The 18,935-nt window shown below is 63.1% G+C and carries 17 protein-coding genes; 8 read left to right on the top strand and 9 right to left on the bottom strand.

Going from position 1 to position 18,935, the window contains the following annotated elements; all coding sequences use genetic code 11:
- Positions 1 to 140: 140 nt before the first annotated feature.
- Positions 141 to 1,310, top strand: coding sequence for a YbfB/YjiJ family MFS transporter (locus SPO_RS17630; RefSeq protein WP_044028763.1), 1,170 nt, complete (start codon positions 141 to 143; stop codon positions 1,308 to 1,310).
- A 59-nt stretch (positions 1,311 to 1,369) separates the two neighbouring features.
- On the opposite strand, the gene glcF is transcribed toward SPO_RS17630, so the two are convergent.
- The 3 genes from glcF to SPO_RS17615 all read right to left on the bottom strand — a co-directional run bounded on the left by glcF (position 1,370) and on the right by SPO_RS17615 (position 5,298).
- Positions 1,370 to 2,692, bottom strand: a complete 1,323-nt coding sequence (gene glcF, locus SPO_RS17625; RefSeq protein WP_011049163.1) for a glycolate oxidase subunit GlcF — start codon at positions 2,690 to 2,692, stop codon at positions 1,370 to 1,372.
- 3 nt (positions 2,693 to 2,695) lie between these two features.
- Entirely contained in the window at positions 2,696 to 3,781 is a 1,086-nt protein-coding gene (locus tag SPO_RS17620; RefSeq protein WP_044029382.1) for an FAD-binding protein, read from the bottom strand.
- A 68-nt stretch (positions 3,782 to 3,849) separates the two neighbouring features.
- Positions 3,850 to 5,298 (bottom strand): FAD-linked oxidase C-terminal domain-containing protein, encoded by a 1,449-nt coding sequence (locus SPO_RS17615; RefSeq protein WP_011049161.1) that lies wholly within the window; start codon positions 5,296 to 5,298, stop codon positions 3,850 to 3,852.
- Positions 5,299 to 5,379: 81 nt separating this feature from the next.
- Here SPO_RS17615 and SPO_RS17610 point away from each other — a divergent pair, with 81 nt between their 5' ends.
- Complete coding sequence (locus tag SPO_RS17610) at positions 5,380 to 6,102, top strand: DUF599 domain-containing protein (RefSeq protein WP_011049160.1); 723 nt, start codon at positions 5,380 to 5,382, stop codon at positions 6,100 to 6,102.
- A gap of 35 nt (positions 6,103 to 6,137) precedes the next feature.
- A complete protein-coding gene (locus SPO_RS17605; protein WP_011049159.1) occupies positions 6,138 to 6,485 on the top strand; it encodes a hypothetical protein in 348 nt (115 codons plus the stop codon).
- An 84-nt stretch (positions 6,486 to 6,569) separates the two neighbouring features.
- Here SPO_RS17605 and SPO_RS17600 read toward each other — a convergent pair whose 3' ends face one another.
- From SPO_RS17600 to SPO_RS17575, 6 genes are all read right to left on the bottom strand, one after another.
- A complete protein-coding gene (locus SPO_RS17600; protein ID WP_011049158.1) occupies positions 6,570 to 7,490 on the bottom strand; it encodes an ABC transporter permease in 921 nt (306 codons plus the stop codon).
- 6 nt (positions 7,491 to 7,496) lie between these two features.
- Complete coding sequence (locus tag SPO_RS17595; RefSeq protein ID WP_011049157.1) at positions 7,497 to 8,780, bottom strand: ABC transporter permease; 1,284 nt, start codon at positions 8,778 to 8,780, stop codon at positions 7,497 to 7,499.
- A gap of 70 nt (positions 8,781 to 8,850) precedes the next feature.
- Positions 8,851 to 9,924 carry an ABC transporter substrate-binding protein gene (locus tag SPO_RS17590; RefSeq protein ID WP_011049156.1) on the bottom strand — a complete coding sequence of 358 codons (1,074 nt, stop codon included), beginning with the start codon at positions 9,922 to 9,924 and terminating at the stop codon, positions 8,851 to 8,853.
- Positions 9,925 to 10,039: 115 nt separating this feature from the next.
- Positions 10,040 to 11,140 (bottom strand): ABC transporter ATP-binding protein, encoded by a 1,101-nt coding sequence (locus SPO_RS17585; RefSeq protein ID WP_044028761.1) that lies wholly within the window; start codon positions 11,138 to 11,140, stop codon positions 10,040 to 10,042.
- A gap of 204 nt (positions 11,141 to 11,344) precedes the next feature.
- On the bottom strand, positions 11,345 to 12,739 hold the full coding sequence (locus tag SPO_RS17580) for an aspartate aminotransferase family protein (protein WP_011049154.1): 1,395 nt from the start codon (positions 12,737 to 12,739) through the stop codon (positions 11,345 to 11,347).
- A gap of 76 nt (positions 12,740 to 12,815) precedes the next feature.
- Positions 12,816 to 13,496 carry a GntR family transcriptional regulator gene (locus SPO_RS17575; protein WP_011049153.1) on the bottom strand — a complete coding sequence of 227 codons (681 nt, stop codon included), beginning with the start codon at positions 13,494 to 13,496 and terminating at the stop codon, positions 12,816 to 12,818.
- Positions 13,497 to 13,642: 146 nt separating this feature from the next.
- Here SPO_RS17575 and SPO_RS17570 point away from each other — a divergent pair, with 146 nt between their 5' ends.
- From SPO_RS17570 to SPO_RS17550, 5 genes are all read left to right on the top strand, one after another.
- Positions 13,643 to 14,728, top strand: coding sequence for a polyamine ABC transporter substrate-binding protein (locus tag SPO_RS17570; RefSeq protein WP_011049152.1), 1,086 nt, complete (start codon positions 13,643 to 13,645; stop codon positions 14,726 to 14,728).
- An 81-nt stretch (positions 14,729 to 14,809) separates the two neighbouring features.
- Positions 14,810 to 15,937 carry an ABC transporter ATP-binding protein gene (locus tag SPO_RS17565; RefSeq protein WP_011049151.1) on the top strand — a complete coding sequence of 376 codons (1,128 nt, stop codon included), beginning with the start codon at positions 14,810 to 14,812 and terminating at the stop codon, positions 15,935 to 15,937.
- Positions 15,937 to 16,818, top strand: a complete 882-nt coding sequence (locus SPO_RS17560) for an ABC transporter permease subunit (RefSeq protein ID WP_044028758.1) — start codon at positions 15,937 to 15,939, stop codon at positions 16,816 to 16,818. Before SPO_RS17565 ends, SPO_RS17560 begins: the two co-directional genes overlap by 1 nt.
- Positions 16,815 to 17,630 (top strand): ABC transporter permease subunit, encoded by an 816-nt coding sequence (locus tag SPO_RS17555; protein ID WP_011049149.1) that lies wholly within the window; start codon positions 16,815 to 16,817, stop codon positions 17,628 to 17,630. The genes SPO_RS17560 and SPO_RS17555 overlap by 4 nt, the downstream gene beginning before the upstream one ends.
- Positions 17,630 to 18,934, top strand: a complete 1,305-nt coding sequence (locus SPO_RS17550) for an NAD(P)/FAD-dependent oxidoreductase (RefSeq protein ID WP_011049148.1) — start codon at positions 17,630 to 17,632, stop codon at positions 18,932 to 18,934. The genes SPO_RS17555 and SPO_RS17550 overlap by 1 nt, the downstream gene beginning before the upstream one ends.
- The last annotated feature ends 1 nt before the right edge of the window (position 18,935 follow it).

Raw genomic sequence — 18,935 nt, 5'->3', positions numbered from 1 at the left:
GGGGCTTCTTGGCGGATATGCGCAAGCTGCCGCTTGCGCCAAAGGGTCAGGCTTGGCAGGGTCGCGCAAGGTTTGCGCCTGGCCTGACGCCAGCGACATCACGAGGGTTGCGACATGTCTCTGCATCTATCGGTCACGCGATGACATTGTCGGCAACCCGGTCATGGCTGGTGCTGGCGGGGCTGGCGCTCGGGGTGACAGTGACCAACGGGTTTGCCCGTTTCGCCTATGGCCTGCTGCTGCCGGCGATGAAATCGGAGATGCAATGGAACTATGCCCAGGCGGGCTGGCTGAACACCGCCAACGCGCTGGGCTATATCGCGGGTGCGGTGCTGACCATGATGGCGATCCGGCGTGTCGGTCCGGTGCGCCTGTTCATCACCGGGTTGATTGCCACCACGCTGGCGCTGCTGGCGACCGGTGCCAATGCCGAACTGTGGTGGCAAACGTCGTGGCGCATTCTGGCCGGGTTCTTTGGCGCGATGTCCTTTTCCACCGCCGGAACGCTGACTGCTGGCCTGTTTCGCAACGATCCGCGGCGCAACGCGCTCGCCATCGCGATCCTGTTCGGGTCGGGCGGGGGCTTGGGCATTGTGCTGGCCGGTGCCGCGCTGCCGCTGTTTCTGGAGGCCTATGGACCGGCAGCCTGGCCGCTGGCCTGGTATCTGATCGGCGGCGCCAGCCTGACCTTCCTGCCGCTGGCCCTGTGGGCGGCGGTGCAACAGCGCGCCCCTGTCCAGTCGCAGGCGGGGCATGCCCCACTGCCGCTGCGCCGGATGCTGCCGGAACTGGCGGGTTATGCCGGTTTCGGTCTGGGCTACATCGTCTATCTGACCTTTCTGTCGGCCTGGATGACCGAGCAGGCGGCCAGCGCGCCCTTCATCGCGCTGGTCTGGGTGATCCTGGGGCTATGTATTTCGGTTTCGCCGCTGGTGTGGCGGCCGGTGCTGGCGCGCTATGCCTCGGGTCTGCCGCTGGCGATGATCCTGACCGGTATCGCGGTTGGATCGGCGCTGCCGGTGGTGTTGCCCAATGGTCCGGCCCTGCTGCTGTCTGCGGTGGTCTTTGGCCTGTCGGTCTTCATGGCGCCGGGCGCGGTGACCAATTTCGCGCGCCAGAACCTGCCGCCCGAAAGCTGGGGCCGCGCGATCAGCCTGTTCACGGTGGTGTTTGCCGTGGCCCAGACCTTGGGCCCCTATGGCGCGGGGCTGGTCGGCGATCTGGTCGGCGATATCGGTATCAGCCTGCTGGTCGCCGCCGGCCTCTTGCTGGCCGGGGCGGCGATTGCGTCGCGGCAGAAACCGCTCTGACTGTTTGACACCGGGCATCTGCGGGAGGAAAACCGGTACCCACTTTTCCTGGAAATGCTTTAACGCAGGATCGGCACCTCGGGCGCGCGCTTGCCTGGCGCGGTCATCGCCGGTGGCTGCGGTCCGCCCGTGGCCCAATCCAACAGTTCCACCGTGTGCATGATCGGCAGTTCGGTGCCTGACCCGATCTGCATCATACAGCCGATATTGCCTGCCGCGATCAGGTCGGGTTTCTTGGCCTCAAGCGTGCGGATCTTGCGCGCCTTGAGTTTGCCCGAGATCTCGGGCTGCATCAGGTTATAGGTCCCGGCCGAGCCGCAGCATAGATGGCTGTCGGCAGGTTCGACCACCTTGAACCCCGCGCGTTTCAGCAGGTCCTTGGGATAGGTCTTGATCTTTTGCCCGTGTTGCAGCGAGCAGGCGGCGTGATAGGCCACGGTCAGCCCCTTGTCGGTGCCTTCGGGCAGGTCGAGCTTAATCAACAGCTCGCTTATGTCCATCGCGATGGACGACACGCGGGCGGCCTCGTCTGCCAGCGGCTCGTTGCGGAACATGTGGCCGTAATCCTTGACGGTGGTGCCGCAGCCGCTGGTATTGATCACGATCGCGTCCAGCCCGGCGCCATCCATCTCGCGCACCCAGGCGCGAATGTTTTTGGCCGCCGTCGCGTGGCTTTCATCGGTTCGCCCCATGTGATGGGTCAGCGCTCCGCAGCATCCCGCCCCCTCGGCCACCACGACCTCGCAACCCAGCCGGGTCAGCAGGCGAATGGTGGCGTCGTTGATATCGGTGTTCAGCGCTTTTTGCGCGCAGCCGGTCATCAGGGCGACGCGTTTCTTGCGCGCGCCAGCCGGTGCAAAGCTCTGCGGATCGTCGTTGCGGCTGACGGGTGGGATATGTTTCGGCGCCATGTCGAGCATCGCGCGCAGCCGCGCATCGGGCAGCAACCCGCGGAACGGGCGGCCGATCTTGGCGCCCAGCAAAGCGAGCCGGAACCGCGTGGGATAGGGCAGGATACGCGACAGGATCCAGCGTAGCGCGCGGTCGCTGAACGGGCGGCGATAATTCTGCTCGATATACTCGCGCGCGTGATCGACCAGATGCATGTAATGCACGCCCGAGGGGCAGGTGGTCATGCAGGCCAGACAGCTGAGGCAACGGTCGATATGCTTGACCGTTTTGGCGTCGGGAATCCGGCTGTTTTCCAGCATGTCCTTGATCAGGTAGATGCGCCCGCGCGGGCTGTCGAGCTCGTCGCCCAGCACCTGATAGGTTGGGCAGGTGGCGGTACAGAACCCGCAATGCACACAAGAGCGCAGGATCTCGTTGGCGCGCTGGATACCGGGATCGGTCAGCTGTTCGGCGGTGAAATTCGTCTGCATCGCTTACCCCATCAGTCCCGGGTTGAAGTGCCCTTTCGGATCGAACCGCTGCCGCAGCCCGCGTGTCAGAGCAGCAAGCGGGGCTGATTCCGGCTGGAACATGGCGTGCTGCCTCCGGTCGCCCCGGATCAGGGTCGCATGGCCTGCAAATTCGCCCAGCCGACCGCGCAGGTCGGCGCCTTCGGGCATCAGCGCCCAGATTAGCCCGCCGCCCCAGTCGAACAGCAAGGCTTCGGCCTTACAGCGTGCGGCCAGCTCCGGCGCATCGCCCGGTTTCACCGAGATCCGCCAGACATCGCCTTCGCGCCCGTGAAACGGCGCCACATCGCGAATGCCCGGCCAGGGATCGTCCTCCAGCCGCGCCACAGTTCCGAATGGCGCAAACAGTCGGCTCAGCGCCTCCGCCCGATAGGCGACCGAGGCCTCGAACCCCTCGATCCGAACCAGCGCCTGCCCCAGGGCCGGATCATAGGCCGCGCCGGTCACCTCATAGGGCGAGCCCAGCCCGGCCGAGAGTGCGCGCACGGCGGATGCCGCATCGGGCACCGAAATCGCCAGCGTGGTTTGCGTCTCGGCCTTTGGCAGCACCTTCAGCGAGACCTCGCTCAGCACCCCCAACGTGCCCCAGGATCCGGCCATCAGCTTGACCAGATCATAGCCGGTGACATTCTTCATCACCCGACCACCATTGCTGATCACCTGGCCCAGCCCGTCGACATAGCGCACCCCCAGCAGGAAATCGCGCGCCGCGCCCGCCTGTATCCGGCGGGGGCCCGAGATATTGCCGGCCACCACGCCGCCGATGGTGGGCGTGCCCCCGGTGCCCATCAGCCCGCGATGATCCACCGGCTCAAAGGCCAGCCGCTGCCCCTCAGCCGCCAGCGCCGCCTCGATCTCGGCCACGGGCGTTCCCGCCTTGGCCACCAGCGTCAGCGCGCCGGGCTCATAGAGCGTGATGCCGCTCAGCCCCGAGATATCCAACTCGGCCTTCGGCCCCGGCACGCCCCGCGTTCCGCCGCCCCGTATGCGGACCGGCGCGGTCAGCCCGGCCACGATCTGGGCCAGTTCGGCCTCGCTTTCTGGTCTCAGCATTGGCTTTCCTCTTGCTGAAAATATCCCGGGGGAATTGGCCGCAGGCCAAGGGGGCAGCGCCCCCGCTACTCTGCCGCAACCTGTACCGCGCGTCGGCTCTCGGACACCGACAGCGGAAACACCTTGGCGGGGTTCAACAGCCAGTGCGGGTCGAACACGTCCTTGACCGCCATCTGCGCCTCCAGATCCTCTGCCGCGTATTGGTGCAGCATCAGGTCGCGTTTCTCGATCCCCACCCCGTGTTCGCCGGTCAGGCAACCGCCCGCATCGACGCAGAGTTTCAGGATGTCAGCGCCGAATGCCTCGCATTTCTCCAGGTCACCGGGCTTGTTGGCATCGAACAGGATCAGCGGGTGCATGTTGCCATCGCCCGCGTGAAACACGTTGCCCACCTTCAGCCCATATTCCTGGCTGAGTTCGCCAATCCGGCGCAGCACCATCGGCAGGGCGGAAACGGGGATGGTGCCGTCAAGGCACATATAGTCGTTGATCTGCCCCATGGCGCCAAAGGCCGATTTGCGGCCCAGCCAGATGCGGGCGCTTTCCTCGGCCGACTGGCTTTCGCGCAGTTCCAGCGGGTTGTGGCGCCGGGCGATCTCGATGATGCGGGTCAGCTGGTCGTCGATTTCGGCCTCGGACCCCTCGACCTCGACAATCAGCAGCGCCTCGCATTGCGGATAGCCCGCCTTGGCAAAGGCTTCGCAGGCCTCGATACAGAGCCGGTCCATGAACTCGATCGCCACCGGCAGAACGCCGGCCTTGATGATGTCGCTGACACAGGCACCGGCGACCTCGTTGCTGTCGAACGCCATCAATACCGGGCGCGCGCCTTCGGGCTTGCGCAGGATGCGCAGTGTGGCCTCGGTGACCACGCCCAACTGCCCCTCACTGCCACAGATCACGCCCAGCAGGTCCAGCCCGCCCGCATCCAGATGCGCGCCGCCGATCTCGACCACGGTGCCGTCCATCAGCACCATGGTGACACCCAGCAGGTTGTTGGTGGTCACCCCGTATTTCAGGCAATGCGCCCCGCCCGAGTTCATCGCGATATTGCCCGCGATGGCGCAGGCCAGCTGCGACGAGGGGTCAGGGGCGTAAAAGAAATCCTCGGCCTCGACCGCGCCGGTGACGCTCAGATTGGTACGGCCCGATTGCACCCGGATGACGCGGTTGTCATAGTCCGTCTCCAGCACCTCGTTCATCCGCGCCACGCCCAGGATCACGCTGTCGGCGGTGGGCAGCGCGCCCCCCGCCAGCGAGGTGCCCGAACCGCGCGGCACCACCGGCACGCCCTCTTCATGGCAGATGCGCAGCACGTCCGAGACTTCCTGTGTCGAGGCGGGCAGAACCGCCAGCAGCGGCGGGCAGCGATAGGCGGTCAGCGCGTCGCATTCATAAGCGCGCGTCTCGGAGAGGTCGTCGATCACCCCGTCATCGGGCAGGACCTGCCGCAGACGCTGCACAAGGCGTGGCTTCTTGGCCAGGACGGTCGGGTTCGGGGTGGGCATATCCATAGGGGATCCTCCATCTGGTAAAGTAATATTACCAATTTTCGGTTCTGGCAAGGCAATCCGGTAAGATCTACTGTCGCGCCCATGACATGGATCGACCGCGCCCTTGCTTTTGCCCCGCTGGATTACCTTGCCGTTGCCGTTCTGCTGGCGGGGTGGATGTGGATCGGCTGGCGGATTGAGAACCCGGCGCCGGGCAGGCCCTCGGTCTCGGCCTTGATGGCGGATTTCCGGCGCGACTGGATGCGCCAGATGGTGACCCGGCAGCCGCGCGTCTTTGATGCGCAGCTAATCTCGATCATGCGGCAGGGGACATCCTTCTTTGCTTCGACGGCGGTGATTGCGGTGGGCGGCGGGCTGGCGCTGATCGGCAATACCGACCGGTTGTCGGACATCGCACAAGATCTTGCGATAACCAGCGCGCCGGCGCTGGTGTGGGAGGTCAAGATATTGATTGTGCTTCTGTTCCTGTCCAATGCTTTCCTGAAATTTGTCTGGGCCAATCGCCTGTTCGGCTATTGCGCGGTATTGATGGCCGCTGTTCCGAACGAGCCCGAGGACGCGCGCTGTCTGCCACGCGCGGCACAGGCGGCCGAGATCTGCATCACCGCGGCGCGCAGCTTCAACAAGGGGCTGCGCTCGACCTATTTTGCGCTTGCCTCGGTGGCCTGGCTGATCGGGCCGCTGGCGTTGATTGGGGCCGGTGTGCTGACGGTTGCGGTGCTTTACCGGCGCGAATTCGCCTCGCATTCGCGGGCGGTGCTGCTGACCCTGCCCGCCGAAGGCCGCCTGGACACAGCATCGTGAGCGCGCCGCGCGCTTGCGCAGGTTAGGCTGTTGGCATGCGATTTCTGATTCCGTTCCTTCTGCTGGCGGCTCCGGTTCTGGCCGACCCGCCCGCGATCGAGAAAGTCACCGCTCATCAAAGCGGTGATGGCTGGCGATTCGACGTCACCCTGCGCCACCCCGATACCGGATGGGACCATTACGCCGATGGCTGGCGGGTGCTGGACATGCAGGGGCGGGAACTGGGGATGCGCACCTTGTTCCATCCGCATGAGACCGAGCAGCCCTTTACCCGGTCGCTGGGTGGAGTCGTCATCCCGGAGGGTACGGCGCAGGTACAGATCGAGGCCCGCTGCAACGTGGATGGCTGGGCGCCGCTGCGGCTGGTTGTCGATCTGCCTTGACCTGAAATTCTGCGGCACAAACGCAAAGGGGCCGGTTGCCCGGCCCCAGTGTTTTGATCTTGTGTGTTGATCCAGAGCTGAACCTCAGCCCGGCGAGAGGCCGCGAAGCTTCTCGGAGCGCCGCCGCAGCAGTTCCACCACCGTCAGCAGTGCAATCGAGATCACCACGAGGATGGTGGCCACCGACAGGATTGCCGGGCTGATCTGTTCGCGGATACCGTTCCACATCTGGCGCGGGATGGTCTGTTCGTCCAGACCGCCGACAAAGAGCACCACCACAACCTCGTCAAACGAGGTGACAAAGGCGAACAGCGCCCCCGAGATCACGCCGGGCAGGATCAGCGGCATCTGCACCTTGAAGAAGGTGGTGACCGGATCGGCCCCCATATTCGCCGCCGCCCGCGTCAGCGAGTGATCGAACCCCACCAGCGTTGCCGTCACGGTGATGATCACGAAGGGAATGCCCAATGTCGCATGGGCCAGGATGATGCCCAGATAGGGAATGCCCCAGTCCTGAATGCCGATCGACGAGTAGAAGAAGAACAGGCCGGTCGCGGTGATGATGATCGGCACGATCATCGGCGAGATCAGGATCGCCATCACCGCGCGCCGTCCCGGCATCTCGGGCCGGGACAGGCCCAGCGCCGCGATGGTGCCCAGCGTGGTGGCCAGGATGGTCGAGAAGAAACCGATGATGATCGAGTTCTTGGTGGCCTGGATCCACTGGGCGTTCGCCCAGGCATCCGCCCACCAGGACCCGTCGCGCGGGGCTTCGGGTTCGAGCATGCCAAAGGTCAGCAGCAGATCGTACCAGCGGGTTGAAAACCCCTCGGCGTCAAAGGACAGCATCTTCTCGGTAAAGGTGAAATAGGGCTCGGCGTTGAAGCTGAGCGGGATGATCACCAGGATCGGCGCGATGAGGAACAGGAAGATCAGCGCGCAGATCACGAGATAGGTGTAATGCCAGACCCGTTCCAGGGGCGATGCATGTTTGGGAAGTGCCATGTCCGATTACCCCAGTTTCAGATTGTCGATGCCGATCAGGCGATCGTACAGCCAATAGAGAAGCAGGACCCCCGCCAGCAGCAGCGCGGCCAGAGCGGCGGCGAGCGACCAGTTCAGCGATTTCTGCATGTGGAAGGCGATCAGGTTCGAGATCAGCTGACCATCGGCACCACCGACCAGCGCGGGTGTGATGTAATACCCGACCGCCAGGATGAAGACGAGCAGCGCCCCGGCGCCGATCCCCGGCACGGTCTGTGGAAAGTAGATGCGGCGGAAGGCGGTCCAGCTGGTTGCACCCAGCGAGCGCGCGGCGCGTACATAGGACGGGTTGATCATCCGCATGACGGAATAGAGCGGCAGCACCATGAACGGCAGCAGGATGTGCGTCATCGAGATCACGGTACCGGCCCGGTTATACATCAGCTGCAAGCGGCCATCGTCGCCAAGGATACCGAGGCCGACCAGCGTGTCGTTCAGCACACCCTGGCTTTGCAGCAGCACCATCCAGCTTGTGGTCCGCACGAGCAGCGAGGTCCAGAAGGGCAGCAGAACCAGGATCATCAGCAGGTTGGAATGGCGCAGCGGCAGCGTCGCCAGCAGATGTGCGATCGGATAGGCCAGGATGAAGGTCAGGAAGGTGATCAACAGCGACAAGGTCAAGGTCCGCATGAACAGCTTGACATAGACCTGCCGGTTCTCGGGCACCATGGTCACCGCGCCGCTGGCATCGCGTTCGCGGTCGATGGCGGCAAGGTAGAAATTCGTCGTGTAAGAGGACGAGGCCCCGCGCATCGCCTGCCAAAGCTCGGGATTGCCCCAATCCTTGTCCAGCTCGAGAATCGCCTCCTTGTAGGGCGGTTCCAGCTTTTTGGCGCTGCGGGCGGCCTTGGTGAACATCGAACGCGAGCCCGACAGTTCATAATTGATCCGGGTTCCGGCCTGACCGGGTGCTTTCAGATCGCGCAGCGTCACCAGATCGGCGGCCAGCGCGGCAAAAGCGGCCTCGTCGGGCACCGTGCCCGGCGGGTTGGCATCGAACCAGTCGGCAAGATTGGTCATGAGCGGGGTGCGGTCGCCCGAGGTGACGTCCTCGTGCCAGGTGAACCCTTCGTTATAGACCGAGCGATAGAGCATCTGTCCGATCGGGAACACGAAGGTGATCAGGATGAAGGCCAGAAGCGGCAGAACTAGAAGAAAGGCGCGGCGCCGCGCACGGGCCTGCGCCCTGAGCAGCGCGCCCTTGAGCGGTTTGCCGTCCGCGGTCGTCAGCGGCTGAGCGATATCGGTCATAGGGGCTTCGTCCTGGGAAACTTGCGTGGGAAAGAGCCGCCCCGCAAGGGGGCGGCCCGATTGGTTGCGATCAGTTCGCCAGCCAAGCGTTAAAGCGCTCGTTCAGTTCGGCGTCCTTGTCGACCCAGAACTCGAAGTTGTTGACCAGCGCGTTCTTCAGGGCTGCTTCCGAGGTGGGCATATGGGGCGCCATCTCGGTCTTGCCGTCCTGGTAGAGGCCGACCAGTGCGCCCGAGGACTTGCGTGCCGGGCCATAGCTGATCCACTTGGCCTGATCCGCCAGCGCCTGGGTGCTGGTCGAGAAGGCGATGAACTGCATGGCGGCGTCCTTGTTCGGTGCGCCTTTGGGGACCACGAACAGGTCGAAGTCGAGGATCTGGCCGTCCCACATGATTTCGAAGGGCTGACCTTCGGCCACGGCGGCGTTGAAGATACGGCCGTTATAGGCGGTCGACATCACCACTTCGCCATCGGCCAGCAGCTGCGGCGGCTGAGCGCCAGCTTCCCACCAGACGATATCGCTCTTGATCCGGTCCAGCACGGCGAATGCGCGGTCGACGCCTTCGTCGGTGTCGAGCACGTCATAGACTTCGTTTGCAGGAACGCCGTCGCCCATCAGAGCCATTTCCAGCGTTGCCTTGGCGGATTTGCGCAGGCCGCGCTTGCCCGGGATCTTGCCGGTGTCGAAGAAATCGGCGATCGAGCTCGGGGCCATCGACACGTTTGCGGTGTTGTAGGCAACCGAGGTGGACCAGACGATGTTGGCCACGGCGCAATCCTGCAGTGCTCCGTCGATGAAGTCATCCGTGGCGGCGGTGCCATCGGGGGCGGCGGACAGGATCGCGGGATCGATCTCTTCCAGCAGACCTTCGTCGCACAGGCGCACGGCGTCCGAGAATTCGACGTCGGCAACGTCAATCGAAACGTTGCCGGCTTCGACCTGTGCCTTGATCGGGGTGGCCGGGTTGTCGGCGTCGACCGAGTTCACCTTGATGCCGGTCTCGGCGGTGAAGGGTTTGTGATAGGCTTCGACCTGGCTCTTGGTATAGGCGCCGCCCCAGGACATCACGGTGACTTCCTGCGCGGAGACGGCAAAGGCTGCCGAGGTCAGCGCCGTTGCCAGCAAAGCTGTCTTCAGTTTCATGGATTGCTCCCTTGTTGACCCGTTTGGTTTTTCTGGGACCGGCCGCGACGGGCGCTGCGGCCAGGTCCGATTGCATCCGTCCCCTTTGTCGGGGACGAGCGTTCCCGGCGCTGGATCAGGCGTCCAGCGCGCGGCAATCTTCGGGCAGCCAGCCGATCTCGATCTGGGCGCCGGGTTCCAGCCGCACCTGGTCGGGCGCGTTCCGGGTCTTGATGATGAATTCGTCATTACCGGCAACGCGCACGCGGGTGCGGAAGATGTCGCCCATGTAGATGAATTCCATCACCTCGGCCTTGAGCGTGTGGACACCTTTTTGCAGGCGGCTCTTGTTGAATTCGACCCGTTCGGGGCGGATCGACACGCGGGTGCGTTCGCCCGGGCGGCTGACATTGACCGGTTTGCAGTCGATCAGCCCGCCATCGTCGAGCCGGACCACTGCGATACCGTCGCGAATCTCCTGCACCTCACCTTCGAGGGTGTTGTTCTCGCCGATGAATTGGGCAACGAAGCTGTTGGCAGGCTGTTCATAAAGCTCGTCAGGCGGCGCCAGCTGCTGGATCACGCCATCGTTGAACACCGCGACGCGGTCCGACATGGTCAGCGCCTCGGTCTGGTCATGGGTCACATAGACCACGGTGATTCCCAGCTCATGCGCCAGACGGGTGATTTCGAACTGCATCTTTTCGCGCAGCTGCTTGTCCAGCGCGCCCAGCGGTTCGTCCATCAGCACCAGTTCCGGTTCGAATACCAGCGCGCGGGCCAATGCGACCCGCTGTTGCTGGCCACCCGAGAGCTGGGCCGGGCGGCGGCCGCCAAAGGCGCCCATCTCGACCATGTCCAACGCGCGCTTGATCTTGGCCTCGCGGTCGGATTTGCCGATCTTGCGCACTTCCAGCGGAAAGGACAGGTTCTCGGCAATCGTCATGTGCGGGAACAGGGCGTAGTTCTGGAACACCATGCCGATCCCGCGTTTGTGCGGAGGGATGTTGTTGATCGGACGCCCGTCGAGCTTGATCTCGCCATGGGTGGCGGTTTCAAAGCCGGCCAGCATCATCAGACAGGTTGTCTTACCGGAACCCGAGGGGCCGAGCATCGTCAGAAACTCGCCTTTGGGCATGGTCAGATTGAGGTCTTTTACAACAAGCGTTTCGCCGTCATAACTCTTCTGGACACGTTCGAATTCAACGAACGTGTCGCTGCTGGTGCGTGTGGTCAATGCCAGCTCCCCGTACACTTACATTGCGATCTTGGCCGCTATTGCCCCGAGGTTAAGCGTGCACCGGGGGGAGTTGCAACCGATTTGCGACAATTGAGTGACGGATGCGACGCTTTACGGGACTGTGACCGCTAACGCCCCAAAAATGAGGTCAGGCCGGCCCCCAAAGGACCGGCCTGGGATTCTGTTTCTGTCATCCGTCGATCAGGCGGCGGATTTCATCAGGCCTTGTTTCTCGATCTCAGCCTGTGCCTCGTCCAGCGATTTGCGGATGCGCACGAACATCTCGTCGATCTCGGCAGGGGTGATCACCAGTGGCGGTGAAATGATCATCCGGTCGCCAACATGGCGCATGATCAGGTTGTTGGCGAAGCAGCGCTCGCGGCAGATGTAACCGATGGTGCCGGGTTCCGAGGCGAATTTGGCGCGACTTGCCTTGTTCGGGGTCAGCGCGATCGAGGCCATCATGCCGACGATCTTGGCCTCTCCCACCAGCGGGTGGTCGGTCAACGCCTCCCACTTTTCCTTGAGATAGGGCGCGGCCACGTTGCGCACATGATCGAGGATATTCTCTTCTTCCAGGATACGCAGGTTTTCCAGCGCCACGGCGGCGGCGACCGGGTGACCCGAATAGGTGTAGCCGTGGTTGAACTCGTCCTTGCCGATGACATGGGCGACCTCGTCACAGACGATCGAACCGCCGATCGGCGCATAGCCCGAGCTGAGACCCTTGGCGATGGTCATGATATGGGGGCGGATGCCCATGGTCTGGGTGCCGAACCAGTTGCCAGTCCGGCCAAAGCCGCAGATCACCTCGTCCGCGATCAGCAGGATGTCGTATTTATCGCAGATCCGCTGGATTTCGGGCCAATAGCTGTCGGGCGCGACGATCACGCCGCCGGCACCCTGTACCGGTTCGGCGATAAAGGCCGCGACGCGGTTCTCGCCCAGTTCCAGAATCGCCTCTTCCAACTCGCGGGCGCGGGCCAGGCCGAATTCCTCGGGGTCCATGTCGCCACCTTCGGCCCACCAGTTGGGCTGGTTGATATGGTGAACATCGGGAATGAGGCCGCTTTGGGCGTGCATGCCGGCCATGCCACCCAGAGCCGACGAGGCCACGGTCGAGCCGTGATAGGCGTTCTTGCGGCTGATGATGACGGTCTTTTCGGGCTGACCCTTGTTCTGCCAATAGGTCCGAACCATGCGGATATTGGTGTCATTGGCCTCGGACCCACCGCCGGCAAAGAAAACATGGTTCAGGTCGCCGGGGGCCAGTTCGGCCAGCTTCTGCGCCAGGGCGATGGCCGGAACATGGGTCGTCTTGAAGAAGGTGTTGTAATAGGGCAGCTCGCGCATCTGACGGGCGGCGACCTCGGCCAGCTCGTCGCGACCATAGCCGATATTGACGCACCACAGCCCCGCCATGGCGTCGAGGATCTCTTCGCCCTCGCTGTCGTTCAGCCAGACGCCGCGGGCGCGGGTGATAACGCGGGTGCCTTCTTCGCCCAACGCATTGTTTGCCGAGAACGGATGCAGGTGATGGGCCGCATCCAGCGCCTGCAATTCGGCGGTGGGCATGTGATTTGTGATGGTCGCCATCGGGTGAGTCTCCTGCAAAAACGGTCTTGATGGCAGAATATGATCAAATTTGTTCATGTCAAATCGAATCGTGATGTCAGGCGTTTTCCGCCAACACGCCGGCCATCTGCTCCATGCCCTGTTCGACATCCTGTTCCATCGCGCGGGCGACCCCGTCGACATCGCCGGCGCGCAGGGCATCCAGCATTTCCTTGTGCCTGTCGGGCAGGTTCTGGGTGCCGAACCGGCCACAGACGACCCGCAGCGACGGGCCGAACCGAAGCCACAGCCGCTCGGCCATTTCCGTCAGGATCGGTGCGTCCGCCACCTGATAGAGCAGGGCGTGAAAATCGTAGTTCGAGCGCAGGTAACCGCCCACATCACCGCTGTCGATCGCCATATCCAGCGCCTCGTCCAGCGTGACAAGCTGTGCCACCGCCTTGGGCGTCATCCGTTCAGCTGCGCGGCGTGCCAATTCGGCCTCGATTGATTTCCTTACGAAAATGACCTGCTGCAAATCGTTCTGGGTCAGAACCGGTACGCTGACCCGGCGATTGCCTTGAAATGACAGTGCGCCTTCGGACATCAGACGGCGGATCGCCTCGCGCACCGGAGTCATCCCGACACCGAGCGAATCAGTCAGCCCCTGAATGGTCACTGCCTGCCCCGGAGCCAGCTCTCCGAACAGAATTCGGGCCCGCAACATCTGATAAACCTGTTCGTGAACAGGTTGTTTTGCTTCGCTCTGAGCGGACACGGATGCACCTTTTTTGATCATATTCAAAGGACTTGCCTCTATTTCGTCATGACGACTTGTCAGACCTTCGACTAGGTGAAAACATAAACACTGTTGCCGCAGAAGGCAAAACTTGATCAAATCTACCGAGGTGGGAAAATACCCGCCACCTTGCAGGGAGACATTCAATGACATTCAAATCGCTGACACTCACGGCGGTGGTCGCGCTCGCAAGCTCGACGGCCTTTGCCGAAGAGGTGCGGGTCTACAACTGGTCGGACTATATCGACGAGGAACTGCTCGCCAAGTTCGAGGCCGAAACCGGCATCACGCTGATCTACGACGTGTTCGACAGCAACGAGGTCCTGGAGACCAAGATGCTGGCCGGCGGATCGGGCTATGACGTCGTGGTGCCCACCGGGACCTTCCTGCAGCGCCAGATTCAGGCGGGCGCCTTCCAGAAGCTGGACCTGTCCAAGCTGCCCAACCACGCCAACATGTGGGATCAGATCGAATCCCGTACCGCGCAATACGATCCGGGCAACGAGTATTCGATCAACTACATGTGGGGCACCACCGGCCTGGGCGTGAACGTCGGCAAGGTCAGGGAAGTGCTGGGCGAAGACGCGCCGATGAACAGCATGGACCTGGTGTTCAATCCCGAGAACATGGAAAAACTGGCCTCCTGCGGCGTTCATTTCCTGGATGCTCCGACCGAGCTCATCCCCGCCACGCTGAAATATCTTGGCGAAAACCCCGACAGCCACGACGCCGATGTGATCGCCAAGGCCGAACCGGTGCTGATGGCGGTGCGCCCCTATATTCAGAAGTTCCACAGCTCGGAATATATCAACGCGCTGGCCAATGGCGATATCTGCGTGGCGATTGGCTGGTCCGGCGACATCCTTCAGGCACGTGACCGCGCGGCCGAGGCCGACAATGGCGTCGAGATCGAATATCACGCCTTCAAGCAGGGCTCGCTGATGTGGTTCGACCAGATGGCCATTCCGGTCGACGCCCCGAACCCGGATGCGGCACATGTGTTCCTGAACTTCATCATGGACGCCCAGAACATGGCGGCTGCGTCGAACTATGTCTATTACGCCAACGGCAACAAGGCGAGCCAGGAACACCTGGTCGAGGACGTGATCGGCGACACCGCGATCTATCCGGATGCCGAAACCATGGACAACCTCTATACCACCACGCCCTATCCGGCGAAGATTCAGCGGACGGTGACCCGTCTGTGGACCAAGGTCAAATCGGGCACCTGATCCGGTTCATGCCACTTAGGGGGCGGGCCTGACGGCCTGCCTCCAGCCTCAACCCCATTCAGCCGTATACGGGGGCCAGCCTTGCAATCATCGACCTTTGCGCCTTGGGAAGATCCCAACGCGAAACCGCTGATCCGTTTCAAGAACGTGACCAAACGGTTTGGCGAATTCACCGCTATCGACAACCTGACGCTGGATATCTTCGAGCGCGAGTTCTTTGCCCTGCTTGGCCCGTCCGGCTGCGGCAAGACCACGATGATGCGTATGCTGGCCGGCTTCGAGACCGCCACCGAGGGTGTTATCGAACTGGCCGGGCAGGATATCGCGCCGGTGCCGCCGAACAAGCGCGCAGTGAACATGATGTTCCAGTCCTACGCGCTGTTCCCGCATCTCAGCGTGTGGGACAACATCGCCTTTGGCCTGCGCCGCGACCGCAAGTCCAAGGCCGAGATCGAAGCCCGGGTCGAAGAGATGCTGCGCCTGGTCCGGCTGGAGAAGTTTGCCCAACGCAAACCGCACCAGATCTCGGGCGGGCAGCGGCAGCGGGTGGCACTTGCCCGATCGCTGGCAAAGGCGCCGAAACTCTTGCTGCTGGACGAGCCGCTGGGTGCGCTGGACAAGAAGCTGCGCCAGGATACCCAGTTCGAACTGATGGACATTCAGGAGAAAACCGGCACCACCTTCGTGATCGTGACCCACGATCAGGAAGAGGCGATGACCGTGGCCAGCCGCGTCGCGGTCATGGATCAGGGCCAGCTGATGCAGGTTGCCACGCCTGACCGCATCTATGAAACTCCAAATTCGGTTTATGTGGCCGACTTCATCGGCGACGTGAACATCATCGAAGGCCGCGCCACACCCGAGGGCGAAGACGGCTATCGCATCGACTGGGCCGAGGGACAGCCGGCGCTGACCGCAAAATCCGCCACCAGGTTCGACAAGGGGCAGAAATGCCATCTGGCGATCCGCCCCGAAAAGGTGGCGATCAGCGCCGAACGCCCCGCCGACGCTGCCAATGCGGTGCAGGGTCGGGTGCATGACATCGCCTATCTCGGCAACCTCTCAACCTATTACGTGGAACTTGCCGACGGCACGATCATCAAGGCGCAGACCTCGAACACGCGCCGCATCTCGCGCCGCAGCTTTACCTGGGAAGACACCGTCTGGCTGTCATGGACAGCCACGGCGGGTGTGCTGCTGGCAAACTGATGCGCCGGTTCCTGCTGATCGCCATTCCCTATGCCTGGCTTCTGGTGCTGTTCCTGGTGCCATTTGTCATCGTGCTGAAAATCTCGCTGTCGGACGCGGCCATCGCCCGACCGCCCTATTTCCCGCAGTTCGACTGGGCCGAAGGTGTCATGGCCTTTGTCCGGGAACTGGATTTCGAGAATTTCATCTTCCTGACCCAAGATGATCTGTACTGGAAAGCCTATCTGAGCAGCCTCAGGATCGCGACAACCGCGACCCTGCTGACGCTGGTGGCGGGCTATCCGATCGCCTATGCCATGGCCCGCGCGCCAGAGGAATGGCGCCCGACCCTGATGATGCTTGTGATCCTGCCGTTCTGGACCTCGTTCCTGATCCGGGTCTATGCGTGGATGGGGATCCTGTCGAACGAAGGGTACCTGAACCAGATCCTGCTCTGGACCGGGATCATCAACGAGCCGCTGACCATCCTGAACACCAACACGGCGGTCTATATCGGTATCGTCTATACATATCTGCCCTTCATGATCCTGCCGGTCTATTCGGCGCTTGACCGGATGGACGGGTCGCTGATCGAGGCGGCCGAGGATCTGGGCTGTTCGCGGGCGCAGGCCTTTTGGCTGGTTACCATCCCGCTGTCACGGCCGGGTATCATCGCGGGCTGTTTCCTGGTCTTCATCCCGGTTCTGGGTGAATTCGTGATCCCCTCGTTGTTGGGTGGCTCCGGCACGCTGATGATCGGCAAGGTGTTGTGGGAGGAGTTCTTCTCCAACCGCGACTGGCCGGTTGCCTCGGCGGTGGCGGTGGTGCTGCTCTTGATCCTCGTGGTGCCCATCGTGCTGTTCCAGCGCAACCAGCAGAAACAGGCGGAGGCCGAGAAATGAACAGGATGAGCTGGTTCAACACCGTGTCGCTGACATTGGGGTTTGCGTTTCTCTACATCCCGATGCTGATCCTGATCGTCTACAGCTTCAACGAGAGCAAGCTGGTGACGGTCTGGGCCGGGTTCTCGACCAAATGGTATGGCGAGCTGTTTCAGAACGATGCGTTTCTGAACGCGGCCTGGGTCACGCTCAAGGTGGCGGTAATGTCCTCGACCCTGGCCACCATACTGGGCACGATGGCTGCGCTGGTGCTGGTGCGGGCAGGGCGGTTCATGGGCCGTACCCTGTTCTCGGGCATGATCTATGCACCGCTGGTGATGCCCGAGGTGATCACCGGTCTGTCGCTGTTGCTGCTGTTCATCGGGATCGGGCTGGATCGCGGGGTGATGACCATCGTGCTGGCGCATACGACCTTTGCCATGTGCTATGTCTCGGTTGTGGTGTCATCGCGGCTGGTCACCTTCGACCGTTCGTTGGAAGAGGCGGCGCTGGACCTGGGCTGTTCCGCAGCCGAGGCCTTTCGGCTGGTCACCCTGCCCATTATCGCGCCCGCGGTGATCTCGGGCTGGCTGCTGGCCTTCACCCTGTCGCTGGACGACCTGGTGATCGCGTCCTTTACCTCGGGCCCTGCCGCAACCACCCTGCCGATCAAGATCTTCTCGGCGGTGCGTCTGGGGGTCAGCCCCGAGATCAACGCGCTCAGCACCATCATGATCGGGATCGTGACCGTTGGCGTGATCAGCGCCTCGTTGATCTCGAAACAGGCGCTGGTGCGCCAGAAACGGGATGAACAGGCGGCGGCCCGCGGCTGATGCGCCGGATCTTTTCGGATTACGCCTATGGCAACGGGCCGCGTGCGGGCTGCTGGTGGGACGAGACCATCGCCGCGCCAGACTGGCCCGTAGCCGCGGGCGACATCCGGGCGGATGTCGCCATCGTCGGCGGTGGCTTTACCGGTATGTCGGCCGCATTGCACCTTGCCGAAAACGGAGTGTCGGTGGCCGTGTTCGAGGCCGAAGCGCCCGGTTGGGGCGCGTCGGGCCGCAATGGCGGGTTCTGCTGTCTGGGCGGTTCCAAGCTGAGCGATGCACAGAAACGCAGACGCTATGGCGCCGAGGGCACCCGGGCGTTTGATGAGGCCGAGAAAGAGGCGGTCCAGCTCGCAGCAAGCCTGATCGAGCGATACGGTATCGTTGCCGACACCCATTCGCGCGGCGAGACGCAGCTGGCGCATAACGCCCGTGCCATGGACGCGCTGCGCCGTCAGGCCGATGCAGGGCATGGCCGTCTGCACGAGAAACACGACTTGGCGAGCGAAGGTCTGAACGGAGAGTTTCACGGCGGTTTGACAAGCGATGTCGGCTTTGCCCTGAACCCGCGCAAGTACCTGTTCGGCCTTGCCGCCGCCGCCACCGGTTCAGGCGCGCGCATGTTCCGCAACAGCCCCGTAATCCGGATCGAGCAGGGCGCGCGGGGCCATGTCCTGGATACGCCCCTGGCCCGGGTCGAGGCGGATACGGTACTGATCTGCACCAACGGCTATTCCAGCGAGGACATGCCGCCCTGGCTGGCTGGCCGCTACATGCCCGCGCAATCGAGCGTCATGGTAACCCGCCCCCTGACCGAAGCAGAGCTGCAGGCCCAGGGCTGGACCTCGGATCAGATGGCTTATGACACCCGCAACCTGCTCCACTATTTTCGCCTGATGCCGGACCGGAGGTTTCTGTTCGGTATGCGCGGCGGGCTGCTGTCCTCCCCCCGGAGCGAAGCCGGAATCCGTGTCCGGCTGCGCCGGCATTTCGACACCATGTTCCCGGCCTGGACGGGGGTCGAGGCGACCAATCTGTGGTCCGGGATGGTGTGTCTGTCGCGCGCGCTGATGCCCTATGTCGGACCGGTGCCAGGGTCGCCCGGCCTGTTTGCCGGGCTGGCCTATCACGGCAACGGGGTCGCGATGGGGACCTATTCGGGCCGCGCACTGGCACGGCTGGCGCTGGGCGCCGACCCCGGTTTGCCGCAAGCGATGCAAGCGCCGTTGACACGTTTTCCGCTTGGCCGGTTCCGCCGTGCGATCATGCCGCCGGTCTATCTGGTGCTTGGGCTGGGCGATCTCTGAT

It is taken from the genome of Ruegeria pomeroyi DSS-3, from assembly GCF_000011965.2.
Taxonomy (GTDB): Bacteria; Pseudomonadota; Alphaproteobacteria; order Rhodobacterales; family Rhodobacteraceae; genus Ruegeria_B; species Ruegeria_B pomeroyi.
This window is presented reverse-complemented; position numbering and strand designations above follow the sequence as displayed.